This is a genomic window from Sphingomonas sp. RB1R13 (genome assembly GCF_036663775.1).
Classification (GTDB): domain Bacteria; phylum Pseudomonadota; class Alphaproteobacteria; order Sphingomonadales; family Sphingomonadaceae; genus Sphingomicrobium.
On the sequence record NZ_JAXOJM010000001.1, the window covers coordinates 839,408 to 855,442 of the forward strand.

17 protein-coding genes are annotated in these 16,035 nt (G+C 67.9%); 5 read left to right on the plus strand and 12 right to left on the minus strand.

The genetic code is table 11. The features are described 5' to 3' along the window. Nucleotides 1–58 precede the first annotated feature (58 nt). From U1700_RS03965 to U1700_RS03995, 7 genes are read right to left on the minus strand one after another with little or no spacing between them, the layout of a single operon-like run. Complete coding sequence (locus U1700_RS03965) at nt 59–1,249, minus strand: molybdopterin molybdotransferase MoeA (RefSeq protein WP_332750344.1); 1,191 nt, start codon at nt 1,247–1,249, stop codon at nt 59–61. Continuing rightward, on the minus strand, nt 1,246–1,716 hold the full coding sequence (gene moaC / locus U1700_RS03970) for a cyclic pyranopterin monophosphate synthase MoaC (RefSeq protein ID WP_332750346.1): 471 nt from the start codon (nt 1,714–1,716) through the stop codon (nt 1,246–1,248). The genes U1700_RS03965 and moaC overlap by 4 nt, the downstream gene beginning before the upstream one ends. Further along, the gene (moaB, locus tag U1700_RS03975; RefSeq protein WP_332750348.1) at nt 1,713–2,240 is read right to left on the minus strand and encodes a molybdenum cofactor biosynthesis protein B; all 528 of its coding nucleotides are present in this window, start codon (nt 2,238–2,240) and stop codon (nt 1,713–1,715) included. The genes moaC and moaB overlap by 4 nt, the downstream gene beginning before the upstream one ends. Further along, nucleotides 2,227–2,679, minus strand: a complete 453-nt coding sequence (locus tag U1700_RS03980; RefSeq protein WP_332750350.1) for a molybdenum cofactor biosynthesis protein MoaE — start codon at nt 2,677–2,679, stop codon at nt 2,227–2,229. Before U1700_RS03980 ends, moaB begins: the two co-directional genes overlap by 14 nt. Then, nucleotides 2,676–2,909 (minus strand): MoaD/ThiS family protein, encoded by a 234-nt coding sequence (locus U1700_RS03985; RefSeq protein WP_332750352.1) that lies wholly within the window; start codon nt 2,907–2,909, stop codon nt 2,676–2,678. The genes U1700_RS03980 and U1700_RS03985 overlap by 4 nt, the downstream gene beginning before the upstream one ends. Then, a complete protein-coding gene (moaA, locus tag U1700_RS03990) occupies nt 2,909–3,889 on the minus strand; it encodes a GTP 3',8-cyclase MoaA (RefSeq protein ID WP_332750354.1) in 981 nt (326 codons plus the stop codon). Before moaA ends, U1700_RS03985 begins: the two co-directional genes overlap by 1 nt. Beyond that, complete coding sequence (locus tag U1700_RS03995) at nt 3,886–4,650, minus strand: sulfite exporter TauE/SafE family protein (protein WP_332750356.1); 765 nt, start codon at nt 4,648–4,650, stop codon at nt 3,886–3,888. Before U1700_RS03995 ends, moaA begins: the two co-directional genes overlap by 4 nt. A gap of 79 nt (nt 4,651–4,729) precedes the next feature. Here U1700_RS03995 and U1700_RS04000 point away from each other — a divergent pair, with 79 nt between their 5' ends. From U1700_RS04000 to U1700_RS04020, 5 genes are all read left to right on the plus strand, one after another. Then, entirely contained in the window at nt 4,730–5,533 is an 804-nt protein-coding gene (locus U1700_RS04000; protein ID WP_332750358.1) for a cytochrome b/b6 domain-containing protein, read from the plus strand. After that, a complete protein-coding gene (locus U1700_RS04005; RefSeq protein WP_332750359.1) occupies nt 5,530–6,276 on the plus strand; it encodes a molybdopterin-binding protein in 747 nt (248 codons plus the stop codon). Before U1700_RS04000 ends, U1700_RS04005 begins: the two co-directional genes overlap by 4 nt. A gap of 87 nt (nt 6,277–6,363) precedes the next feature. Further along, nucleotides 6,364–7,941 (plus strand): ATP-binding protein, encoded by a 1,578-nt coding sequence (locus tag U1700_RS04010; RefSeq protein WP_332750360.1) that lies wholly within the window; start codon nt 6,364–6,366, stop codon nt 7,939–7,941. Between the two features lie 81 nt (nt 7,942–8,022). Further along, nucleotides 8,023–9,234 carry an imidazolonepropionase gene (hutI, locus tag U1700_RS04015; protein ID WP_332750362.1) on the plus strand — a complete coding sequence of 404 codons (1,212 nt, stop codon included), beginning with the start codon at nt 8,023–8,025 and terminating at the stop codon, nt 9,232–9,234. A gap of 56 nt (nt 9,235–9,290) precedes the next feature. Next, nucleotides 9,291–9,470 carry a hypothetical protein gene (locus U1700_RS04020; protein ID WP_332750363.1) on the plus strand — a complete coding sequence of 60 codons (180 nt, stop codon included), beginning with the start codon at nt 9,291–9,293 and terminating at the stop codon, nt 9,468–9,470. On the opposite strand, the gene U1700_RS04025 is transcribed toward U1700_RS04020, so the two are convergent. From U1700_RS04025 to U1700_RS04045, 5 genes are all read right to left on the minus strand, one after another. Then, complete coding sequence (locus tag U1700_RS04025; RefSeq protein ID WP_332750364.1) at nt 9,467–9,883, minus strand: DUF2147 domain-containing protein; 417 nt, start codon at nt 9,881–9,883, stop codon at nt 9,467–9,469. The two genes, U1700_RS04020 and U1700_RS04025, sit on opposite strands and share 4 nt — an antisense overlap. Continuing rightward, nucleotides 9,880–10,287 carry a DUF2147 domain-containing protein gene (locus U1700_RS04030; protein WP_332750365.1) on the minus strand — a complete coding sequence of 136 codons (408 nt, stop codon included), beginning with the start codon at nt 10,285–10,287 and terminating at the stop codon, nt 9,880–9,882. Before U1700_RS04030 ends, U1700_RS04025 begins: the two co-directional genes overlap by 4 nt. 88 nt (nt 10,288–10,375) lie before the next feature. Next, complete coding sequence (locus U1700_RS04035) at nt 10,376–13,621, minus strand: error-prone DNA polymerase (RefSeq protein ID WP_332751124.1); 3,246 nt, start codon at nt 13,619–13,621, stop codon at nt 10,376–10,378. Nucleotides 13,622–13,684: 63 nt separating this feature from the next. Then, nucleotides 13,685–15,340 carry a Y-family DNA polymerase gene (locus tag U1700_RS04040; RefSeq protein WP_332750366.1) on the minus strand — a complete coding sequence of 552 codons (1,656 nt, stop codon included), beginning with the start codon at nt 15,338–15,340 and terminating at the stop codon, nt 13,685–13,687. Further along, nucleotides 15,249–16,013, minus strand: a complete 765-nt coding sequence (locus tag U1700_RS04045; protein WP_332750368.1) for an ImuA family protein — start codon at nt 16,011–16,013, stop codon at nt 15,249–15,251. The genes U1700_RS04040 and U1700_RS04045 overlap by 92 nt, the downstream gene beginning before the upstream one ends. Nucleotides 16,014–16,035 lie beyond the last annotated feature (22 nt).

Below are 16,035 nucleotides of genomic sequence, written 5' to 3' on the forward strand. Positions count from 1 at the left end.
CCACATGTTAGAGCGGCCAGCGGGCCTCGTCCATAGAGGCTGGTCGTGAATCAGCCGATCAGAAAGCGCCTATGGCGAGGGTTTCAACCTTGTCGCCAACGCCCAGTGCCGGACTGTCAGGCAGGCGCCGCACCAGCACGTTCGCGGCCGCCAGCGGGGTCGTCAAACTACTGTCCTGGCGCGCGTCGACGCTCACGATCCGCCGCCCTTCATCGTCGACCGCCACCCGCCCGCGAAGCCATGCCTCGCGCAGGCCATTGGCGCCGATCGCTTGCCCCAGCCGAGCCACTTCAAGCCGTAGCCCGGGATCGCGCCCGGTCAGCGCCGCCAGCAACGGCGCCACAAACAGATGTGCGCAGACGAATGCCGAGGCCGGATTGCCCGGCAGCCCGACCAGCAGCCGCCCGTCGCCAAAGCGCGCATGCCACGTCGGCTTGCCCGGGATTACCGCCACCCTGTCGAACGCGATCACCGCGCCCAGGCCCACGAACGCCGGGCGCAGCTGGTCGCGATGCCCGACCGATGCCCCGCCCAAAGTCACGATCACATCGACGTCGAGATCCGCGCCCGCCAGCGCCGCATCAAGCGCCACGCGATCATCCGGCAGGATCGGCAGCCGCACCGGCTTCCCGCCCCATGCTTCGACCAGCGCGGCAATCGCCGGACCGCCCGAATCGAAGATCGCGCCCACATCGCGCGAGCCCGGCGCGCGCAGTTCATCCCCACTGGCAATGATCGCCACGCGTGGCCGCCGCACCACCGCAACTCCCGCAACCCCCGTCGCCGCGACCAGCGCAATCCGCCCGGGCGTCAGCACGTCACCGGCAATCGCCACCACCGCGCCGTTCCGGAAATCTCCGCCCGTCGGCCGCACGTGATTTGCCTGCGACAGCTCGCGAACCATGATGCCATCGCCCTGGCACTCGACATGTTCCTGGATCACGACCAGCGTCGCGCCTTCGGGCACCACTCCGCCGGTCGCAATCCGCACTGCCTCGCCCGGTCCCACCACACCCGCGAACGGCGCCCCCGCCGGTGCCTCGCCGATCACCCGCAGCGTATCCCCGACCGCCGCCGCAACCACCGCATAGCCATCCATCGCCGACACCGCGCTCGGCGGCTGGTCGCGCGGTGCAACGACATCGGCGGCCAGCACCCGCCCCGCCGCCTCCCCGATCGCCACGCGTTCGCTCGCCAGCACGCCTACGCCCGCAAGCAGCAATTCCCGCGCCTCGTCCAGGCTGATCATCCCCGCCGCCACTCGCCCGACTTGCCCCCCGACTTCGCGACCAGTTCGATTGCCTCGATGCTGATCCCGCGCTCGGCCGCCTTGAGCATGTCGTAGATGGTCAGGCACGCCACGCTGACCGCCGTCAGCGCCTCCATCTCGACCCCGGTCGGTCCCGTCGTCCGCGCCGTCGCCTCGACCAGCAGCCCCGGCTCCGCGACCGTCACCCGCACGGTTACTGAACTCAGCGCCAGCGGATGGCACAGCGGGATCAGCTCGGCCGTCCGCTTGGCCCCCATGATCCCGGCGAGCTCGGCGATCCCGATGACGTCGCCCTTGCCGACCCTCCCTGCGGTCACCAGCGCCAGCGTCGCCTCCGCCAATCGCACCCGCCCCCGCGCCACCGCCTCGCGCGCCGTATCGGCCTTGCCCGACACGTCGACCATGCGCGGCTTGCCAGCCTCGTCGAAGTGGGTCAGCCCGCTCATCGCTCGAGCAATCGCGGCATCAACTCGACCAGGTTGCACGGCCGATGCCGCGAATCCAACTGCATCGAAATGACCTTGTCCCAGCCGTCCTTGACCGCCCCGTTCGACCCGGGAAGGCAGAAGATGAAGGTCCCCTTCGCCACCCCCGCGCAGGCTCGTGACTGGAGCGTCGACAGCCCCACCGTCCCGAAGCTGACCATATGGAAGATGACAGAAAACCCGTCGATTTCCTTGTCAAACAACGGCCGCGCCGCCTCGGGGGTGACGTCGCGCCCGGTCAGCCCGGTGCCCCCCGTCGTCACCACCGCATCCATTTCGCCATCGTCGATCCACTCGCCCAACACGGCGCGAATTTCGGTGATATCGTCGCGCACCAGCCGCCGGTCGCCCAGCTCATGCCCCGCCGCGACGATCCGCTGCGCCAGTATCTCGCCCGACGTGTCCTCGGCCAGCGACCGGCTATCCGACACCGTCAGCACTGCCACCCGCACCGGCCTGAAGCTAAGGCTTTCATCGATCGGCATCTTGCACTCCCCACCGCGCGGCATCGACCCAATCGGCCCCGCGCGCCTCGATCCACTTGCCCCCGCCATCGGCCCCGATTTCGCGCTTCCACAGCGGCGCTTCGGTCTTCAGTCGATCCATCAAATAATCGACCGCCTCGAACGCCGCGCGGCGGTGCGTCGCGGCAGCGGCCACGAACACGATCGGCTCCCCCGCCGCCACCCGCCCGACGCGGTGCGCAACCAGGCAGTCGGATATGTCGAACCGCGCCTTGGCTTCGTCTCCAATCGCACCAATCACCTTGGCCGAATAACTCGCATGATGATCGAGCTCGATCGCCTCCACACCATCGCCCCCCCGCACCACGCCGGTAAAGCTGACGACCGCCCCCGCCGCGCGGTTCGCTTCCGAAAAGCGCACCAGCAAAGCCGCCGGATCGATTGCCTCGGGACAAATCATCCGCCACTCACCGGGGGCAAAAACCCGACTTCCGCGACCCCGGCCAGCGCATGATCCTCGCCCACCAGAACATCATCAACCAGCGCCCGCACCTTGCCCGCATCACCGATCCCGGCACCCCTTGCCGCCAGCATCGCCCGCAATTCCGCGACCGTCGCAGGCGCATCCACGATCACCTCGCTCCGCACCCCAGCAGCTTCGGCCAGCCGCCCATAATAAGCGACCCGCATCAGCCCCCCGTCATCGACATGTGCCGCGCCACCGCCGGCGCCTTCTGGCCATGGTCGAACGAGTGGCGCTCTGGCTTGCGGGTCATCGCCTCGGCAATCGCTGCATCGAGCGCGTCATCGTCACCCGCCGACCTCAGCGGCCCGCGCAGGTCGGCATCGGCGTCATTGCCAAGGCACAGGAACAGCTGACCCGTCGCGGTCACCCGCACCCGGTTGCACCCGCCACAGAAATTATGCGTCAGCGGCGTGATGAAGCCGATCGTCCCGCCCTCATCGGTCCGCACATAGCGTGCCGGCCCCCCGGTCGACCGCGCCATGTCGGTCAGCGTCCAGCGCTCCGCAAACATCGCCCGCACCACGCTGAGCGGCAGATACTGGTCGATCCGATCGGCCTCGACTTGCCCCAGTGGCATGACCTCGATCAGGCTCAGCTCGGCCCCGCGCGCGTGCGCCCACTCGGCCAGCGTCACCAGATGATCGGCATTGTCCTGTGCCAGCGCGACCGTATTGATCTTGATCGAAATCCCCGCCGCCATCGCCGCATCGATCCCGGCAATCACCTTCGCCACATCGCCGCCGCGCGTGATCCGCTTATATTCCTCGGGATCGAGATGATCGAGCGAGACATTGATCCGCCGCACCCCCGCCGCCGCAAGGCCGCCCGCAAACTCGGCCAATCTCGTCCCGTTGGTCGTCATCGTCAGCTCGTCGATCGCCCCGCTGTCCAGGTGCCGCGCCAGCCCCTCGACCAGCGTCATCAACCCGCGCCGGACCAGCGGCTCGCCCCCCGTCAGGCGAAGCTTGCGCACCCCCAGCCGCACGAACGCCGACGCCAGCCGGTCGAGTTCCTCGATCGACAATATTTCGGAACGCGGCAAAAACCGCATCTTCTCGGGCATGCAATAGGTGCAGCGAAGGTCGCACCGGTCGGTCACCGACAGGCGCAGGTAGGTCACAAGCCGGCCGAAGGGATCGATCATGCGGTCCTCGATAGCATGCCGGCAAAGCGCACCGCCAGTTGCCCGCCGACATAGAGCACCAGCACGGCAGTCACCACCGCCACATGGCGCGGCTTCAATCGCGTCGCCCCGATCACCGCCCCCGCCAGCCCGCCGATCGCCACCGCCGGGAACAGCATCCAGTGCGCCGTCACCGTCGCCCCGACCGTAGCCACCCCCGACTTGGCCAGCTGCCCCGCCAGCCCGGCAATCGAATTGACCAGGATGAACAGGGCGCACGTCCCCGCGATCGCCTTGGCCCCGCCCCACCGCATCAGGTGGAGGATGGGGGCGAGAAAAATCCCGCCGCCAATTCCGACCATCCCGGCGAGCAATCCCAACGCTCCGCCGATCACCGGCTCGCGCCACGTCACGCCCGTCGTCGTGCCCTCGGGCAAGGCCTCGCGCCGCCACAGCATCGCCAGCCCGGCCACGATCAGCGATCCGCTAAGCAATCCCACGAACCAGATTTGCGGCACCACGATCCGCCCGCCGACCCACGCCAGCGGCACCGACAAGGTGAACAGCGGCCACGCTCGTCGCCACTCGATCTCTCCCGCCCGCGCAAAGCGCCAGCTGCCAAAGCTCGTCACGATCAAATTGCACAACAGCGCAATCACCGGGATCGCGCGATAATCTACGCCGCCGAGCACCAGCAGCGCATTATAGGTCGATCCCCCGCCGAAACCGACCGAGGCGTACAGCAATGCCGTCAGGAAAAACGTCGCCACCAGCCCGATCATGTAACCTCCGTCAAGCGCCACACGTACTTCGCTTGAGGACCATTGCCCACCGCCCCTCTTTACGAGATAGTCACAGCCCATGGCCGACACCCGCACCTACCGTCACCGCCTTCCCACCCGCCTGTGGCACTGGACCAACGCGCTGTCGGTCATCGTCATGCTGATGAGCGGGCTGATGATCCTTTCGGCCCACCCGCGCCTCTATTGGGGCAAATACGGCGCCAACAGCGACTCCGCCTGGTTCGAGATATCGCCCGGTCACGTCCGTGTCGGCCCGCTGACCCTCCCCGGGCTGGGCATTTTCGGGGTGATCAAGGATGGCCGCGCCTATACCGTCAATCCGCTCTTCACCATCCCCACCCACTACGACCTCGCCGGGTCGCGCCAGTGGCATTTTGCCTTTGCGTGGATCCTCGTCGTCCCCGGAATCCTGTTCCTCGGCTGGACGCTGTGGGGGCGCCACAAGCGCGACCTGTGGCCGACCCGCGCCGAAATCGCGCCCGCCAACATCGCCCACGACATCAGCCAGCACGCCCGCCTCCGCTTTCCCACTGGTCAGGCCGCGACGCGCTATAATATCCTCCAGAAACTTTCCTATTGCGCGGTGATTTTCCTGTTCATCCCCGGGGTGATCCTCACCGGAATAACCATGTCGCCGGGGCTTAACGCCGCCTGGCCGTGGCTGCTCGACCTGTTTGGCGGGCGGCAATCGGCGCGATCGATCCACTTCATCTGCGCGATGGGCCTCGCCGCCTTCATCATCGTCCATCTCGTCATGGTCATCCTCGCCGGACCGTTGAACGAAGTGCGCTCGATGATCTCGGGCTGGTATCGCGTGCCCCCCGATCCCGCGCCCGAACCGGTCGCGGAGGTCACGCCATGATCGTCACCCGCCGCACCCTCTTCGCCGGGATAGGCGGCCTCGTCATCGCCGGCTGCGACCGGATCGACGCCTCGCCCAACGTCCGCAAGCTGCTCAGCCTCGGCGAGGATGCGACCTTCTCGGCCCAGCGGCTGGTCACCGACCGCGCCGCGCTCGCCCCTGAATTTGCAGCAGCACAAATGTCCCCGACCTTCCGTACCAACGGCAACACCATGCCCGGCTCGGCCGATTACGCATCCCATGTCGCGGGAAACTTCGCCGACTGGCGGCTCGCCGTCGACGGCCTCGTCGCGCGCCCGCTGTCACTCTCCCTCGCCCAGCTTCGCGCCGCCCCTCACCGCACCCAGATCACTCGCCACGACTGCGTCGAGGGATGGAGCGCGATCGGCCAGTGGACCGGCACCCCCTTGCGCCTTCTCCTGCAACAGGCCGGCCTCTCGACCAACGCCCGCTTCATCGTCTTCCACTGTGCCGACGACAGCGGCGGCGCGCCTTATTATGAATCGATCGACCTGATCGACGCCTTCCATCCCCAGACGATCCTTGCCTGGGGAATGAACGGCACTCCTCTGGCGGTCCCTCACGGCGCCCCCGTCCGGCTCCGCGTCGAGCGCCAGCTGGGCTACAAGCAGGCCAAATATGTCATGCGCATCGAAGCCGTCGCCAGCTTGTCCGGCCTGTTCGGGGGCAAGGGCGGCTATTGGGAGGATGTCGCTGGATACCAATGGTATGCCGGAATCTAGGTTGCTCCAAAACGCACTGGAATTGACCGCGGTGAAATATTAGTCACTTTTCCGGGGCAGCAACGACTGCCCGGCAAGAGGGGCGCCATGCACGATATGCTCAAGCCGTTTTTCGACGGCAGCTATGAACCCCATGGCTATTGCCTGCTGTGGAATCCCGGGCTGATCTGGACCCATGTCGTCTCCGACCTGCTCATCGCCGCCGCGTATTTCTCGATCCCGCTTGCCCTCGTCAGCCTGATCCGCCGCCGCAAGGATCTGGAATTCTCGTGGATATTCATGCTGTTCGCGGTGTTCATCCTGGCCTGCGGGATGACGCACATCCTGTCGGTGTGGAATTTGTGGCACGGCGATTACGGCATCGAGGCGGTGGTCAAGGCGATCACCGCCGCCGCCTCGATCCCGACCGCGATCATCCTGTGGCCGCTGATCCCGCGCCTGCTCGCCTTGCCCTCCCCCAGCCAGCTCCAGACCGCCAACGAGAATCTGGCGGTCATGGTCGCCGAGCGCGACGACGCGCTCGACCGGGTGCGCGAGGAAGCCGCCCAACGCCAGCATGCCGAGGATGCGCTCGTCCAGGCCAAGAAGATCGAGGCACTCGGCCAGCTCACCGGCGGCATCGCGCATGATTTCAATAATCTCCTCCAGGCGATCGCCGGCAATCTCGAGCTCATCGCCGGTCGCGCCGGCACCCCCGACCCCGACAAGATCGCGCGCTGGTCGGGCAATGCGCTGCAGGCCGTCGACCGCGGGCGCCGCCTCACCGGGCAATTGCTGACCTTCTCGCGCAGCCAGCGAATTGAGGCGCGGGTGATCGACGCCGCCGCGCTCGTCGGCGCGATGGACCCGCTCCTTCGCCAGTCGGTCGGCCCCGCCATCGACCTCAGGATCACTGCGGACCCCGGCACCTGCCCGGTCGAAACCGACGCCACCCAGCTCGAGCTCGCCGTCCTCAACCTTGCGGTCAACGCCCGCGACGCGATGCCCGACGGCGGCACGGTCGACATCGCGGTCGAGCGTGGCGTGGCGATGGTTGCGATCCGCGTCACCGACCATGGCACGGGCATGACCCCCGATGTCGCCGAGCGCGCGCTCGAGCCCTTCTTCACCACCAAGGGTCCGGGCAGCGGTACCGGGCTCGGCCTGTCGATGGCCTATGGCGTCGCGCAGGCGGCGGGCGGCGACCTCGTCATCGACAGCATGGTCGGGCGCGGCACCACCGTCACCATCCATCTGCCACTGACTGGCCAGTTGCCAGCCGCCAACGCCACCGCGACACTCTCCACCGTGACCAGCCAACCGGTCCCGGTCCCCGCCCGCAAGATGATCCTGCTGGTCGACGATGACGAAGTCGTCCGCACCGCGATCGAGGACATGCTGTGCAACGCCGGGCACCAGGTCACTGCCGTCCCCGGGGGCGAGGCCGCGCTCGCCGCCTTCAAGGATCGCGAATATGACCTCGTCCTGCTCGATTTCGCCATGCCCGGAATGAACGGCGCCCAGCTTGCCGGTCACCTCCTCGAACAGCGCCCGACCCAGCGCATCGTCTTCGTCAGCGGCTATTCGGACAGCGCCGCGATTGATGCCGCACTCAACGGCAAGGCCGAAATCCTCGCCAAGCCGGTCGATTCGCAATTGCTCCTCGACACCGTCGCGGCGGCCTGACCCGGTGACGGGCCGGATCGACGCTGGTGGCGACCGCACGCCGCTTCCACCGCCACCGATCAGTCTCTAAGGCCGACCACCATGTGGGACCGCCTCTTCGTCGACTGCCATGCCGTCACCATGGTTCACGCCAACGGCAACCCGATGGGGGTCCAGCGCGACGCCGCGATCGGGGTCCAGGACGGTCGTATCGTCCGCGTCGGCAAGCGCACCGAACTCGCCGGCTTCCGCGCGGCGGAGGTCGTGCCGTTGAACGGTGCATGGGTCACTCCGGGCCTGATCGACTGCCACACCCATCTCGTCTTTGGCGGTAATCGCTCGGCCGAGCACGCCATGCGCCGCGCCGGTGCTTCCTACGAAGACATTGCCCGCGCCGGGGGCGGGATCGTCTCGACCGTCGCCGCCACTCGTGCCTCGGGCGCGACTGACCTCATCGCCTCGGCCCGCAAACGCCTCCATGCGCTCATGGCCGGGGGCTGCACCACGGTCGAGATCAAATCGGGCTATGGCCTCGATCCGGCGAGCGAGATCCGCATGCTCAACACGGCCCGCGCCCTGGGCAACTCCGAGGCCGTGCGGATCGTGCCGACCCTACTGGCGCTCCACGCCCTGCCCGCCGACTATGCCGCCCGCCGCGACGAATATGTCGACCAGGTGATCGACGAGCTCATCCCCGCGGTTGCCCGGCTGAAGCTCGCCACCGCGGTCGACGCTTTTTGCGAGACCATCGCTTTCACCCCGGCCGAAACCGACCGCCTGTTCGACGCCGCCACCGCCCACGGGCTCAAGGTCAAGCTCCACGCCGAACAGCTCAGCAACAGCGGGGGCGCCGCACTCGCCGCCAAATATGACGCACTGTCGGCCGACCATCTCGAACATGTCGACGAGGATGGCATCGCCGCCATGGCCGACGCCGGGACCATCGCCGTCCTCCTCCCCGGCGCCTTTTACGCCCTTCAGGAAACCCGCAAGCCCCCGGTCGATCTGCTCCGAGCCTATGGCGTCAGGATGGCGATCGCGACCGATTGCAACCCCGGCACCTCGCCCCTGCTCTCCCCCACGCTGGCGATGAACATGGCCGCGACCTTGTTCGGGCTGACCCCCGACGAGTGCCTTGCCGGAATGACCATCAACGCTGCGCGCGCACTGGGCATCGACGCTGACGTCGGTAGCCTTGCCCCGGGCAAGGCCGCCGACCTGTGTGCCTGGGACATCGCCGATCCCGCCGAACTCGCCTACTGGATCGGCCTCCCCGGCCCGGTGCGGCGAGTGGTCGCGGGGAGGGATGCGTAACCCTTAACCATTACCCGGGGCTTGACCCGGGTTCCCGCTTCTTCTCGATGGAGGCGATGAACACCCGTCTCGCCATCTGCCTCCGCAAGGCGCGCTATCCGACCGCCGCCGCCGCGCACCTCGCCGCCGCCGACGCCACGATCACGCTTCGCCCCTATCGCTGCGACCGCGGCGATCATTATCACTTGACCAGCCGCACCAAGGGCAAGCGCGTGCCCCGGCCGGCTTCCCCCTAATGCTTGCGCTTCACCGAGCTCGCCACCTTGACCCACGTCTGCGTCTTGCAGATCAGCCCGCCCAGGCAGCCCTGGACATCCAGCGTGCGCGGCCCGGTCAGGCGCAATTCTCCCGGCGCATGAAGATTACGATCGGGGACGAAAATATCTGCCCGCCACGCGCCTTCGCCGGTCGATTCCAGCCCGCTCATCAGCCGCGTTCCGATCAGTCGCGCGGTTCCCGCCGCCGCCGCATCGTCGCGCGCCTTGGCACTGGCCGCCACCACCCGCCCGCACAATTGCGCCCCGCACGGACCGATATGGACCGTTACCGTGCGGCTCGGGTTGACCCAATTGCCCTCGATCGGGCCCGCTGCGGAGGCCGCCCCCGCCATCATCATCGCCAGTCCGGCAACTGCAAATTTGATCATCATCCGACTCGCTTCCACACCTGGGCCTTGCACAACAAGCCCCATACACAACCGCTGACCTTGATGCGGTCGGCATTGATCATCTGGATCGTGCCCGGAGCATGGATATTGCGGTCGGGGACGAACACCGTGCCCTTCCACCTGGCCGCACCGGCAGGCATCATGCCCTTCATCAGCGGCGCGCCGAGGATATTGCCGAAGCCCGAATTCATTGCCTTCCCCTTGGCGCGCGCGCTGGCCGAGATGGCATGACCGCACAGGGCCGCCCCGCAGGGCGCGATCTTGACGACGATATTTTCCGATGGATTGGTCCAATTGCCCTCGATTGGCGCTCCGGCGATCGCCGGGCTGGCGGCAAGGGCAATCGCAGCGAAAAACGCGGCGGCGGTGAGTGATGTCTTGGTCATGCGCGCCTCATTGCCTTCGCGATGCTTAACCCGCGGTGTCGCCCCTGGTTTCCCCTGGTTCATCAACATGGCAAGACTTGGGCAGCTCTTAATGGAAATCGCGGCTCTTGGGGATGCACTGGACGTTGCGCGGGTGCGTCCCAACAGGAGCCCGCCAGCTCCCCCCGCCATCCCCCGCGCTCAGCGTCGACGGCATCGCTTCCTCGCTGATCGCCCGCAGCATCGCCGTATCGTCCTCCAGGGTCCGCGCCACGACATGGACCACCGCCTCGTCATGCTGGACCATCCCGTGGACGACCATCAGCCGCGCGCCCATCACGATCTTGCGCTGCGCCGCGAACGCATCGGGCCAGATCACCAGATTGGCGATCCCGGTCTCGTCTTCCAGCGTGATGAAGCACACCCCCTTGGCGCTCCCCGGCCGCTGGCGGATCAGCACCAGCCCCGCAAGGCTCACCCGCCGCCCATATTTCAGACTGCGCAACTGGTCCGCCGTGGTGAACCCTCTTGCCCCATAATGATCGCGCAAAAACTGCATCGGATGCGCCTTCAGCGACAGCCGGATCGTCTGGTAATCGGCCACCACCTGCTCGCCCAACGGCATCGTCGGCAATCGCACCACCTCGGTTTCCCACCCCTCGTCGCGCGCCTCGGCATGCGCGAACAGCGGCAGGTCTGGAGTTCCCTTCAGCGCCTTGGAATCCCACAGCGCCCCGCGCCGGTCGATCCCGATCGACCGAAACGCATCGGCCTCGGCCAGCTTCTCGACCGCCGCGACATTGACCCCCGCGCGCCGCTTCACCTCCTCGACCGAGCCATAAGCCGTGTCCCCCCGCGCCCCCACCACCCGCGTCCCCGCATCGAGCCGCATCCCGTCGATCATCCTGAGGCCAAGGCGGAGGGCGCCCCCCTCAAGCGTCGAATCCCACTCGCTGTGGTTCACATCGACCGCGCGCACCTCGACCCCATGCTCCCTGGCATCGCGCACGATCTGCGCCGGGGCATAAAATCCCATCGGCTGCGAGTTGAGCAGCGCACATGCGAACACCGCCGGATATTTCCACTTCAGCCAACTCGACACATAGACCAGGTGCGCGAAACTCGCCGCGTGGCTTTCGGGAAAGCCATATTCGCCAAACCCCTTGATCTGGTCGAAGCAGCGCTGGGCGAAATCGGGATCATAACCCCGCTCGACCATCCGCCCGACCATCTTGCCCTGCAGCAATTCGATCGTCCCGCGCGACCGGAATGTCGCCATCGCTTTCCGCAACTGGTTCGCCTCGGCCGGGCTGAACTTGGCCGCATCGAGCGCGATCTTCATCGCCTGCTCCTGGAAGATCGGCACGCCCAGCGTCCGCCCGAGGATCTTTTCCAGCTCGTCCCACTCGCCATGCTCGGGCGCCGGGCACGGGAAAGTCACCGGCTCGCGCCCCTGCCGCCGCTTCAGGAACGGATGGACCATATCCCCCTGGATCGGCCCCGGCCGGACGATCGCTACTTCGATCACCAGATCATAGAAACAGCGCGGGCGGAGCCTCGGCAGCATGTTCATCTGCGCCCGGCTCTCGACCTGGAACACGCCGAGCGAATCCCCCTTGCACAGCATGTCATAGACCCCCGGCTCCTCGCGCGGCACCGTCGCCAGCTCCCAGCTTGTCCCATGATGCGCCTCGATCAGATCGAACGCCTTGCGCACACAGGTCAGCATCCCCAGCGCCAGCACGTCGATCTTGAGGATCCCCAGTTCCTCGATATCGTCCTTGTCCCACTCGATGAACGTCCGCTCGTCCATCGCCCCATTGCCGACCGGCACGGTCTCGATCAGCGGTCGCTCGGTCAGGATGAAGCCGCCGACATGCTGCGACAAATGACGCGGCATCCCGATCAGCTGGCTCGCCAGCGCGATCACCCGCCGCAAGTGCGGATCGGCGAAATCCAGCCCTGCCTCGCCGACCCGCTCCTCGGCGATATCGGCCTCCATGCTGCCCCAGTGAGTCGCCGCGATCGCCGCGGTCACATCGTCCGACAGGCCCATCACCTTGCCCACTTCGCGGATTGCCGATCGCGGGCGGTAATGGATCACCGTCGCCGCAATCCCCGCCCGATCCCGCCCATATTTCTGATAGATATGCTGGATCACTTCCTCGCGCCGCTCATGCTCGAAGTCGACGTCGATGTCGGGCGGCTCCTTGCGCTCCTCCGAAATGAACCGCTCGAACAGCAATGAATTGGTCGACGGATCGACCGCGGTCACCCCTAGGCAGTAACACACCGCGCTGTTCGCCGCCGACCCGCGCCCCTGGCACAGGATCGGCGGATCCAGGCTCCGCGCGAAGGCGACGATATCGTGCACCGTCAAAAAATAGCGCGCGAAATCCAGCTTCTCGATCAGCGCCAGCTCGTGGCGCAACTGCCCCGCCACCTTGTCCGGCACTCCTTCCGGCCAGTGCCGCCCGGCCCCCGCCCAGGTCAGCAATATCAGCTGCTCCTGCGGGGTCCGCCCCTCGGGCACGCTCTCGCGCGGATATTCATATTTCAATTCGTCCAGGCTAAAATCCAGCGCATCGGCAAACGCGCGCGTCGCTGCAATCGCATGTGGCCAGCGCGCAAACAGCCGCGCCATCTCGGCGGGCGATTTCAGGTGCCGCTCGGCATTGGCCTCAAGCACATAGCCCGCCCCCGCCAGCGTCACCTTCTCGCGGATGCAGCTCATCACATCCTGCAGCGGCCGCCGCTCGGGGGCGTGATAATGAACGTCATTGGTCGCCAGCAGCGTGCAGCCATTGGCCCGCGCCATCCGGTCGATGCGCTCGATCCGCGCGAGGTCGTCCCCCCGATAATGATTCACCCCCGCGACATGCCGCAGCCCCGGCAGCGCCGCGACCATCGCCGGGAGTGCCGCCTCGAACGCGGGCAAATCCTCCCCCGGAAGCGCAATGAACGCGATCCCTTCCGAGTGCATCGCGACCTCGCTCAGCAGCAGGTCGCACTCGGCCTTGGCGCTGCGCATCTTGCCGAGCGACAACATCCGCGACAGTCGCCCATAGGCCTCGCGATCCCGCGGGTAAGCCAGCAGCGCCGGCGCATCCACCGGCTCCACCCGGCACCCGATCAGCGGGCGCAATCCCGCTCCCTTGGCCGCGCTGTGCAGCCGCACCACCCCCGCCAGCGTGTTGCGATCGGCCACCCCCAGCGAATCCATCCCCAGGTCGAGCGCCGTCAGCACCAGCTCGATCGCATCCGACGCCCCGCGCAGGAACGAAAACGGCGTCGTCACCCCCAGCTCGACATAGTCCGCCCGCGCGATGACCGGCAGCGGCGCGTCATCGTCCATCACCAGCTTGCGCCGCGCAAAGCCCGTATATTCAGGCACTGATCGCCCTGTCCGATTGCCGCATCACCCGAACAACCCGTGCATAAACCACATCGGCGCGCCCCCGCGCCCGTCGCCGATCACCCCTTCGCGGAAGATCCAGTATCGCCGCCCCGCACCATCCTCGACCCGGTAATAATCGCGCAGCCGCGTGCCCCGGGGCTCGCGCCACCACTCGGGCGCGATCCGCTCGGGCCCCTCGACCCGCGCGATGTCATGCACGCCGCGCCGCCACGTAAACCGCCGCGGCACCCCCTCGGGCGTCGCATACACCACCCCGATCGCTTCAGGATGGTCGAGCAGCCGCGCAGGGCCATTCCTCCCTCCCGTCATTGCGAGCGAAGCGAAGCAATCCAGGCCTTGGTCCGCTGGGTTGCTTCGCTTCGCTCGCAATGACGAATCAATCCCGCTCACCCACTCGCTCGCCCGCTCGGGCACATGGCTCTCGCGCGCCGCCGGCCGCCGCACCCGCATCGCGCCCAGCCGCACCACCAGCCGGTCGATCAGCCGCGCCAGTTCCAGCTCGCGTGGCGGCTCGCCGATCAGCGCGTCCTGCCCCGCCGCCAGCGGCTCGCACCACCGCGCCTCGAGCGCGAACGCATCGATTCCATAGCCCGGGTCGATCACCGCCACCTTTTCCGCCAGCAGCCGCACAATGTGCCCCGCCTCGCGCGTCGGCAGCGATGTCTCGGCCTCGACCTCGCGCACCTCGCCATCGACCCGCCACGCCACCAGCGCCACGCGCCGCGCCCCCAGCCGCCGCGCCGCCAGCTGCTCGGCCAGCGGATCCGCCAGCCGCGCCAAGGCGCTCGCCAATATCCCCGGGTCGGCCACCGGCTCGGCCAGCCGCAGCACGGCGCGCGGCGGCGGTTCGTCGGCCAGCCCGGTCAGCGGCTCGGGCGTCCGCCCCATCAGCCGGTCGAGCGCATCGAGCGGATTGTCCGCCTCCCGAAACCGCCGCGCCAGGCTCCGCCGCGGCACCCCGACCAGCGCCCCGATCGTCTTCAATCCAAGCCGATTAAGCGTATGGTTAGCCGCCGCCGAAAGTCTGAGCGCCGCCACCGGCAGCGGAAACAATCTTTCCCTCTCCCTTGGGAGAGGGAGGGAGCAGCCAACGGCTGCGGAAGGGTGAGGATGACGCGCCGACCTCACCCTCCCACTCGACTGCGTCGATCGGGCCCCTTCGTCTCCCACGGGAGAGGCATATCGCGCCAGCGCCCACGCCGCCCCCGCCGTCCCCGCCACCGCGCACCTCGCCGTCACCCCGGCCTTCGCAAACCGTCCCTCGACATCCGCCACCAGCCCCGCCTCGCCCCCGAACAAATGCGCCACCCCCGACACGTCCATCCGGATTCCGTCCGCCCCGTCGACCTCGACCAGCGGCGACCAGCGCCCCGCCCAGCGCGCCAGCCGCACCAGCAATGCGGCATCCCCCGCCACGTCCGCCGCCACCGCGACCAGCCCCGGCTCCAGCGCGCGCGCATCGGTCAGCCGCGCACCGATCCTGGCCCCGCCCGCGCGCGCCGCATCGGTCACCGCCGAGATGATCTGCCCATGCGGCCCCTCGATCACTAACGCCACCGCCACCTCAGGCGCACTTTCGCCCCCATTGTTCGCGCCCTTCATCCACCGCTCGATCGCCAGCCGCGGCAGCCATACCGACAGGATTCTCCGCTCCACCTTTTGCTTCTCCGCGCTCATCGCTAACCACCCATCGCCCCGGCGCCACTCCCCGCGCGCGGAACAGCTCGGCGTCCCACGCCGCCGCCCCCGGCGCCCTTGGGTCGAGCACATTCTCCCCCGACGGCGCGCTTCCCACGCGCCACCGCATCCGCGCCCCGCTCAAATTCGCACTGCCCCCCAATCGCACCAGCCACGCCGGCACCCCCGATCGCTCGGCCGCCACCGCCAGCCGCCGGGACGCGGTGAAATCGAGCGCGCGCGGGTCCCCCCACAGCTCGCCGATCACGCCGCCCAACGCTGCACATCGTAAGCCCTCCTCCATCGCCCACAGCGCCGCGCGCGCATCCTTCGCCTCGACATGGATCAGCGCCGCGACATTGATCCCCGGGGGATAGATCCGTCCCCCCTCGACGATCGCCATCCGCTCCTGCACCCACAGCAACGGCCCCCCGCGCCCCGCCAGCGCCCGGCCCAGTTGCGCCAGCAGGAACCCCGTCGCCCCGCCATCGCGCGCGCCGCCATTACGAGCGCCGCCAACGAACAGCTCGGACAGGGTCGCAACCTCGGGCCGGGGGAGCGCGGACAGCAGGCTCCATTGCCCCCGATCAGGAGGCGCATCGCCAACCGGCGCAAAGCTCCGCCCCCCGCCCGTGGTCCCCACGGACGGCATGAGACTGCCTTCGCCAGCGACC

Bases quoted from the DNA above. Each gene is read 5' to 3' on its own strand.
- U1700_RS03965 (WP_332750344.1), bottom strand. From the start codon at position 1,249: ATGATCAGCCTGGACGAGGCGCGGGAATTGCTGCTTGCGGGCGTAGGC.
- moaC (WP_332750346.1), bottom strand. From the start codon at position 1,716: ATGAGCGGGCTGACCCACTTCGACGAGGCTGGCAAGCCGCGCATGGTC.
- moaB (WP_332750348.1), bottom strand. From the start codon at position 2,240: ATGCCGATCGATGAAAGCCTTAGCTTCAGGCCGGTGCGGGTGGCAGTG.
- U1700_RS03980 (WP_332750350.1), bottom strand. From the start codon at position 2,679: ATGATTTGTCCCGAGGCAATCGATCCGGCGGCTTTGCTGGTGCGCTTT.
- U1700_RS03985 (WP_332750352.1), bottom strand. From the start codon at position 2,909: ATGCGGGTCGCTTATTATGGGCGGCTGGCCGAAGCTGCTGGGGTGCGG.
- moaA (WP_332750354.1), bottom strand. From the start codon at position 3,889: ATGATCGATCCCTTCGGCCGGCTTGTGACCTACCTGCGCCTGTCGGTG.
- U1700_RS03995 (WP_332750356.1), bottom strand. From the start codon at position 4,650: ATGATCGGGCTGGTGGCGACGTTTTTCCTGACGGCATTGCTGTACGCC.
- U1700_RS04000 (WP_332750358.1), top strand. From the start codon at position 4,730: ATGGCCGACACCCGCACCTACCGTCACCGCCTTCCCACCCGCCTGTGG.
- U1700_RS04005 (WP_332750359.1), top strand. From the start codon at position 5,530: ATGATCGTCACCCGCCGCACCCTCTTCGCCGGGATAGGCGGCCTCGTC.
- U1700_RS04010 (WP_332750360.1), top strand. From the start codon at position 6,364: ATGCACGATATGCTCAAGCCGTTTTTCGACGGCAGCTATGAACCCCAT.
- hutI (WP_332750362.1), top strand. From the start codon at position 8,023: ATGTGGGACCGCCTCTTCGTCGACTGCCATGCCGTCACCATGGTTCAC.
- U1700_RS04020 (WP_332750363.1), top strand. From the start codon at position 9,291: ATGAACACCCGTCTCGCCATCTGCCTCCGCAAGGCGCGCTATCCGACC.
- U1700_RS04025 (WP_332750364.1), bottom strand. From the start codon at position 9,883: ATGATGATCAAATTTGCAGTTGCCGGACTGGCGATGATGATGGCGGGG.
- U1700_RS04030 (WP_332750365.1), bottom strand. From the start codon at position 10,287: ATGACCAAGACATCACTCACCGCCGCCGCGTTTTTCGCTGCGATTGCC.
- U1700_RS04035 (WP_332751124.1), bottom strand. From the start codon at position 13,621: ATGGACGATGACGCGCCGCTGCCGGTCATCGCGCGGGCGGACTATGTC.
- U1700_RS04045 (WP_332750368.1), bottom strand. From the start codon at position 16,013: ATGCCGTCCGTGGGGACCACGGGCGGGGGGCGGAGCTTTGCGCCGGTT.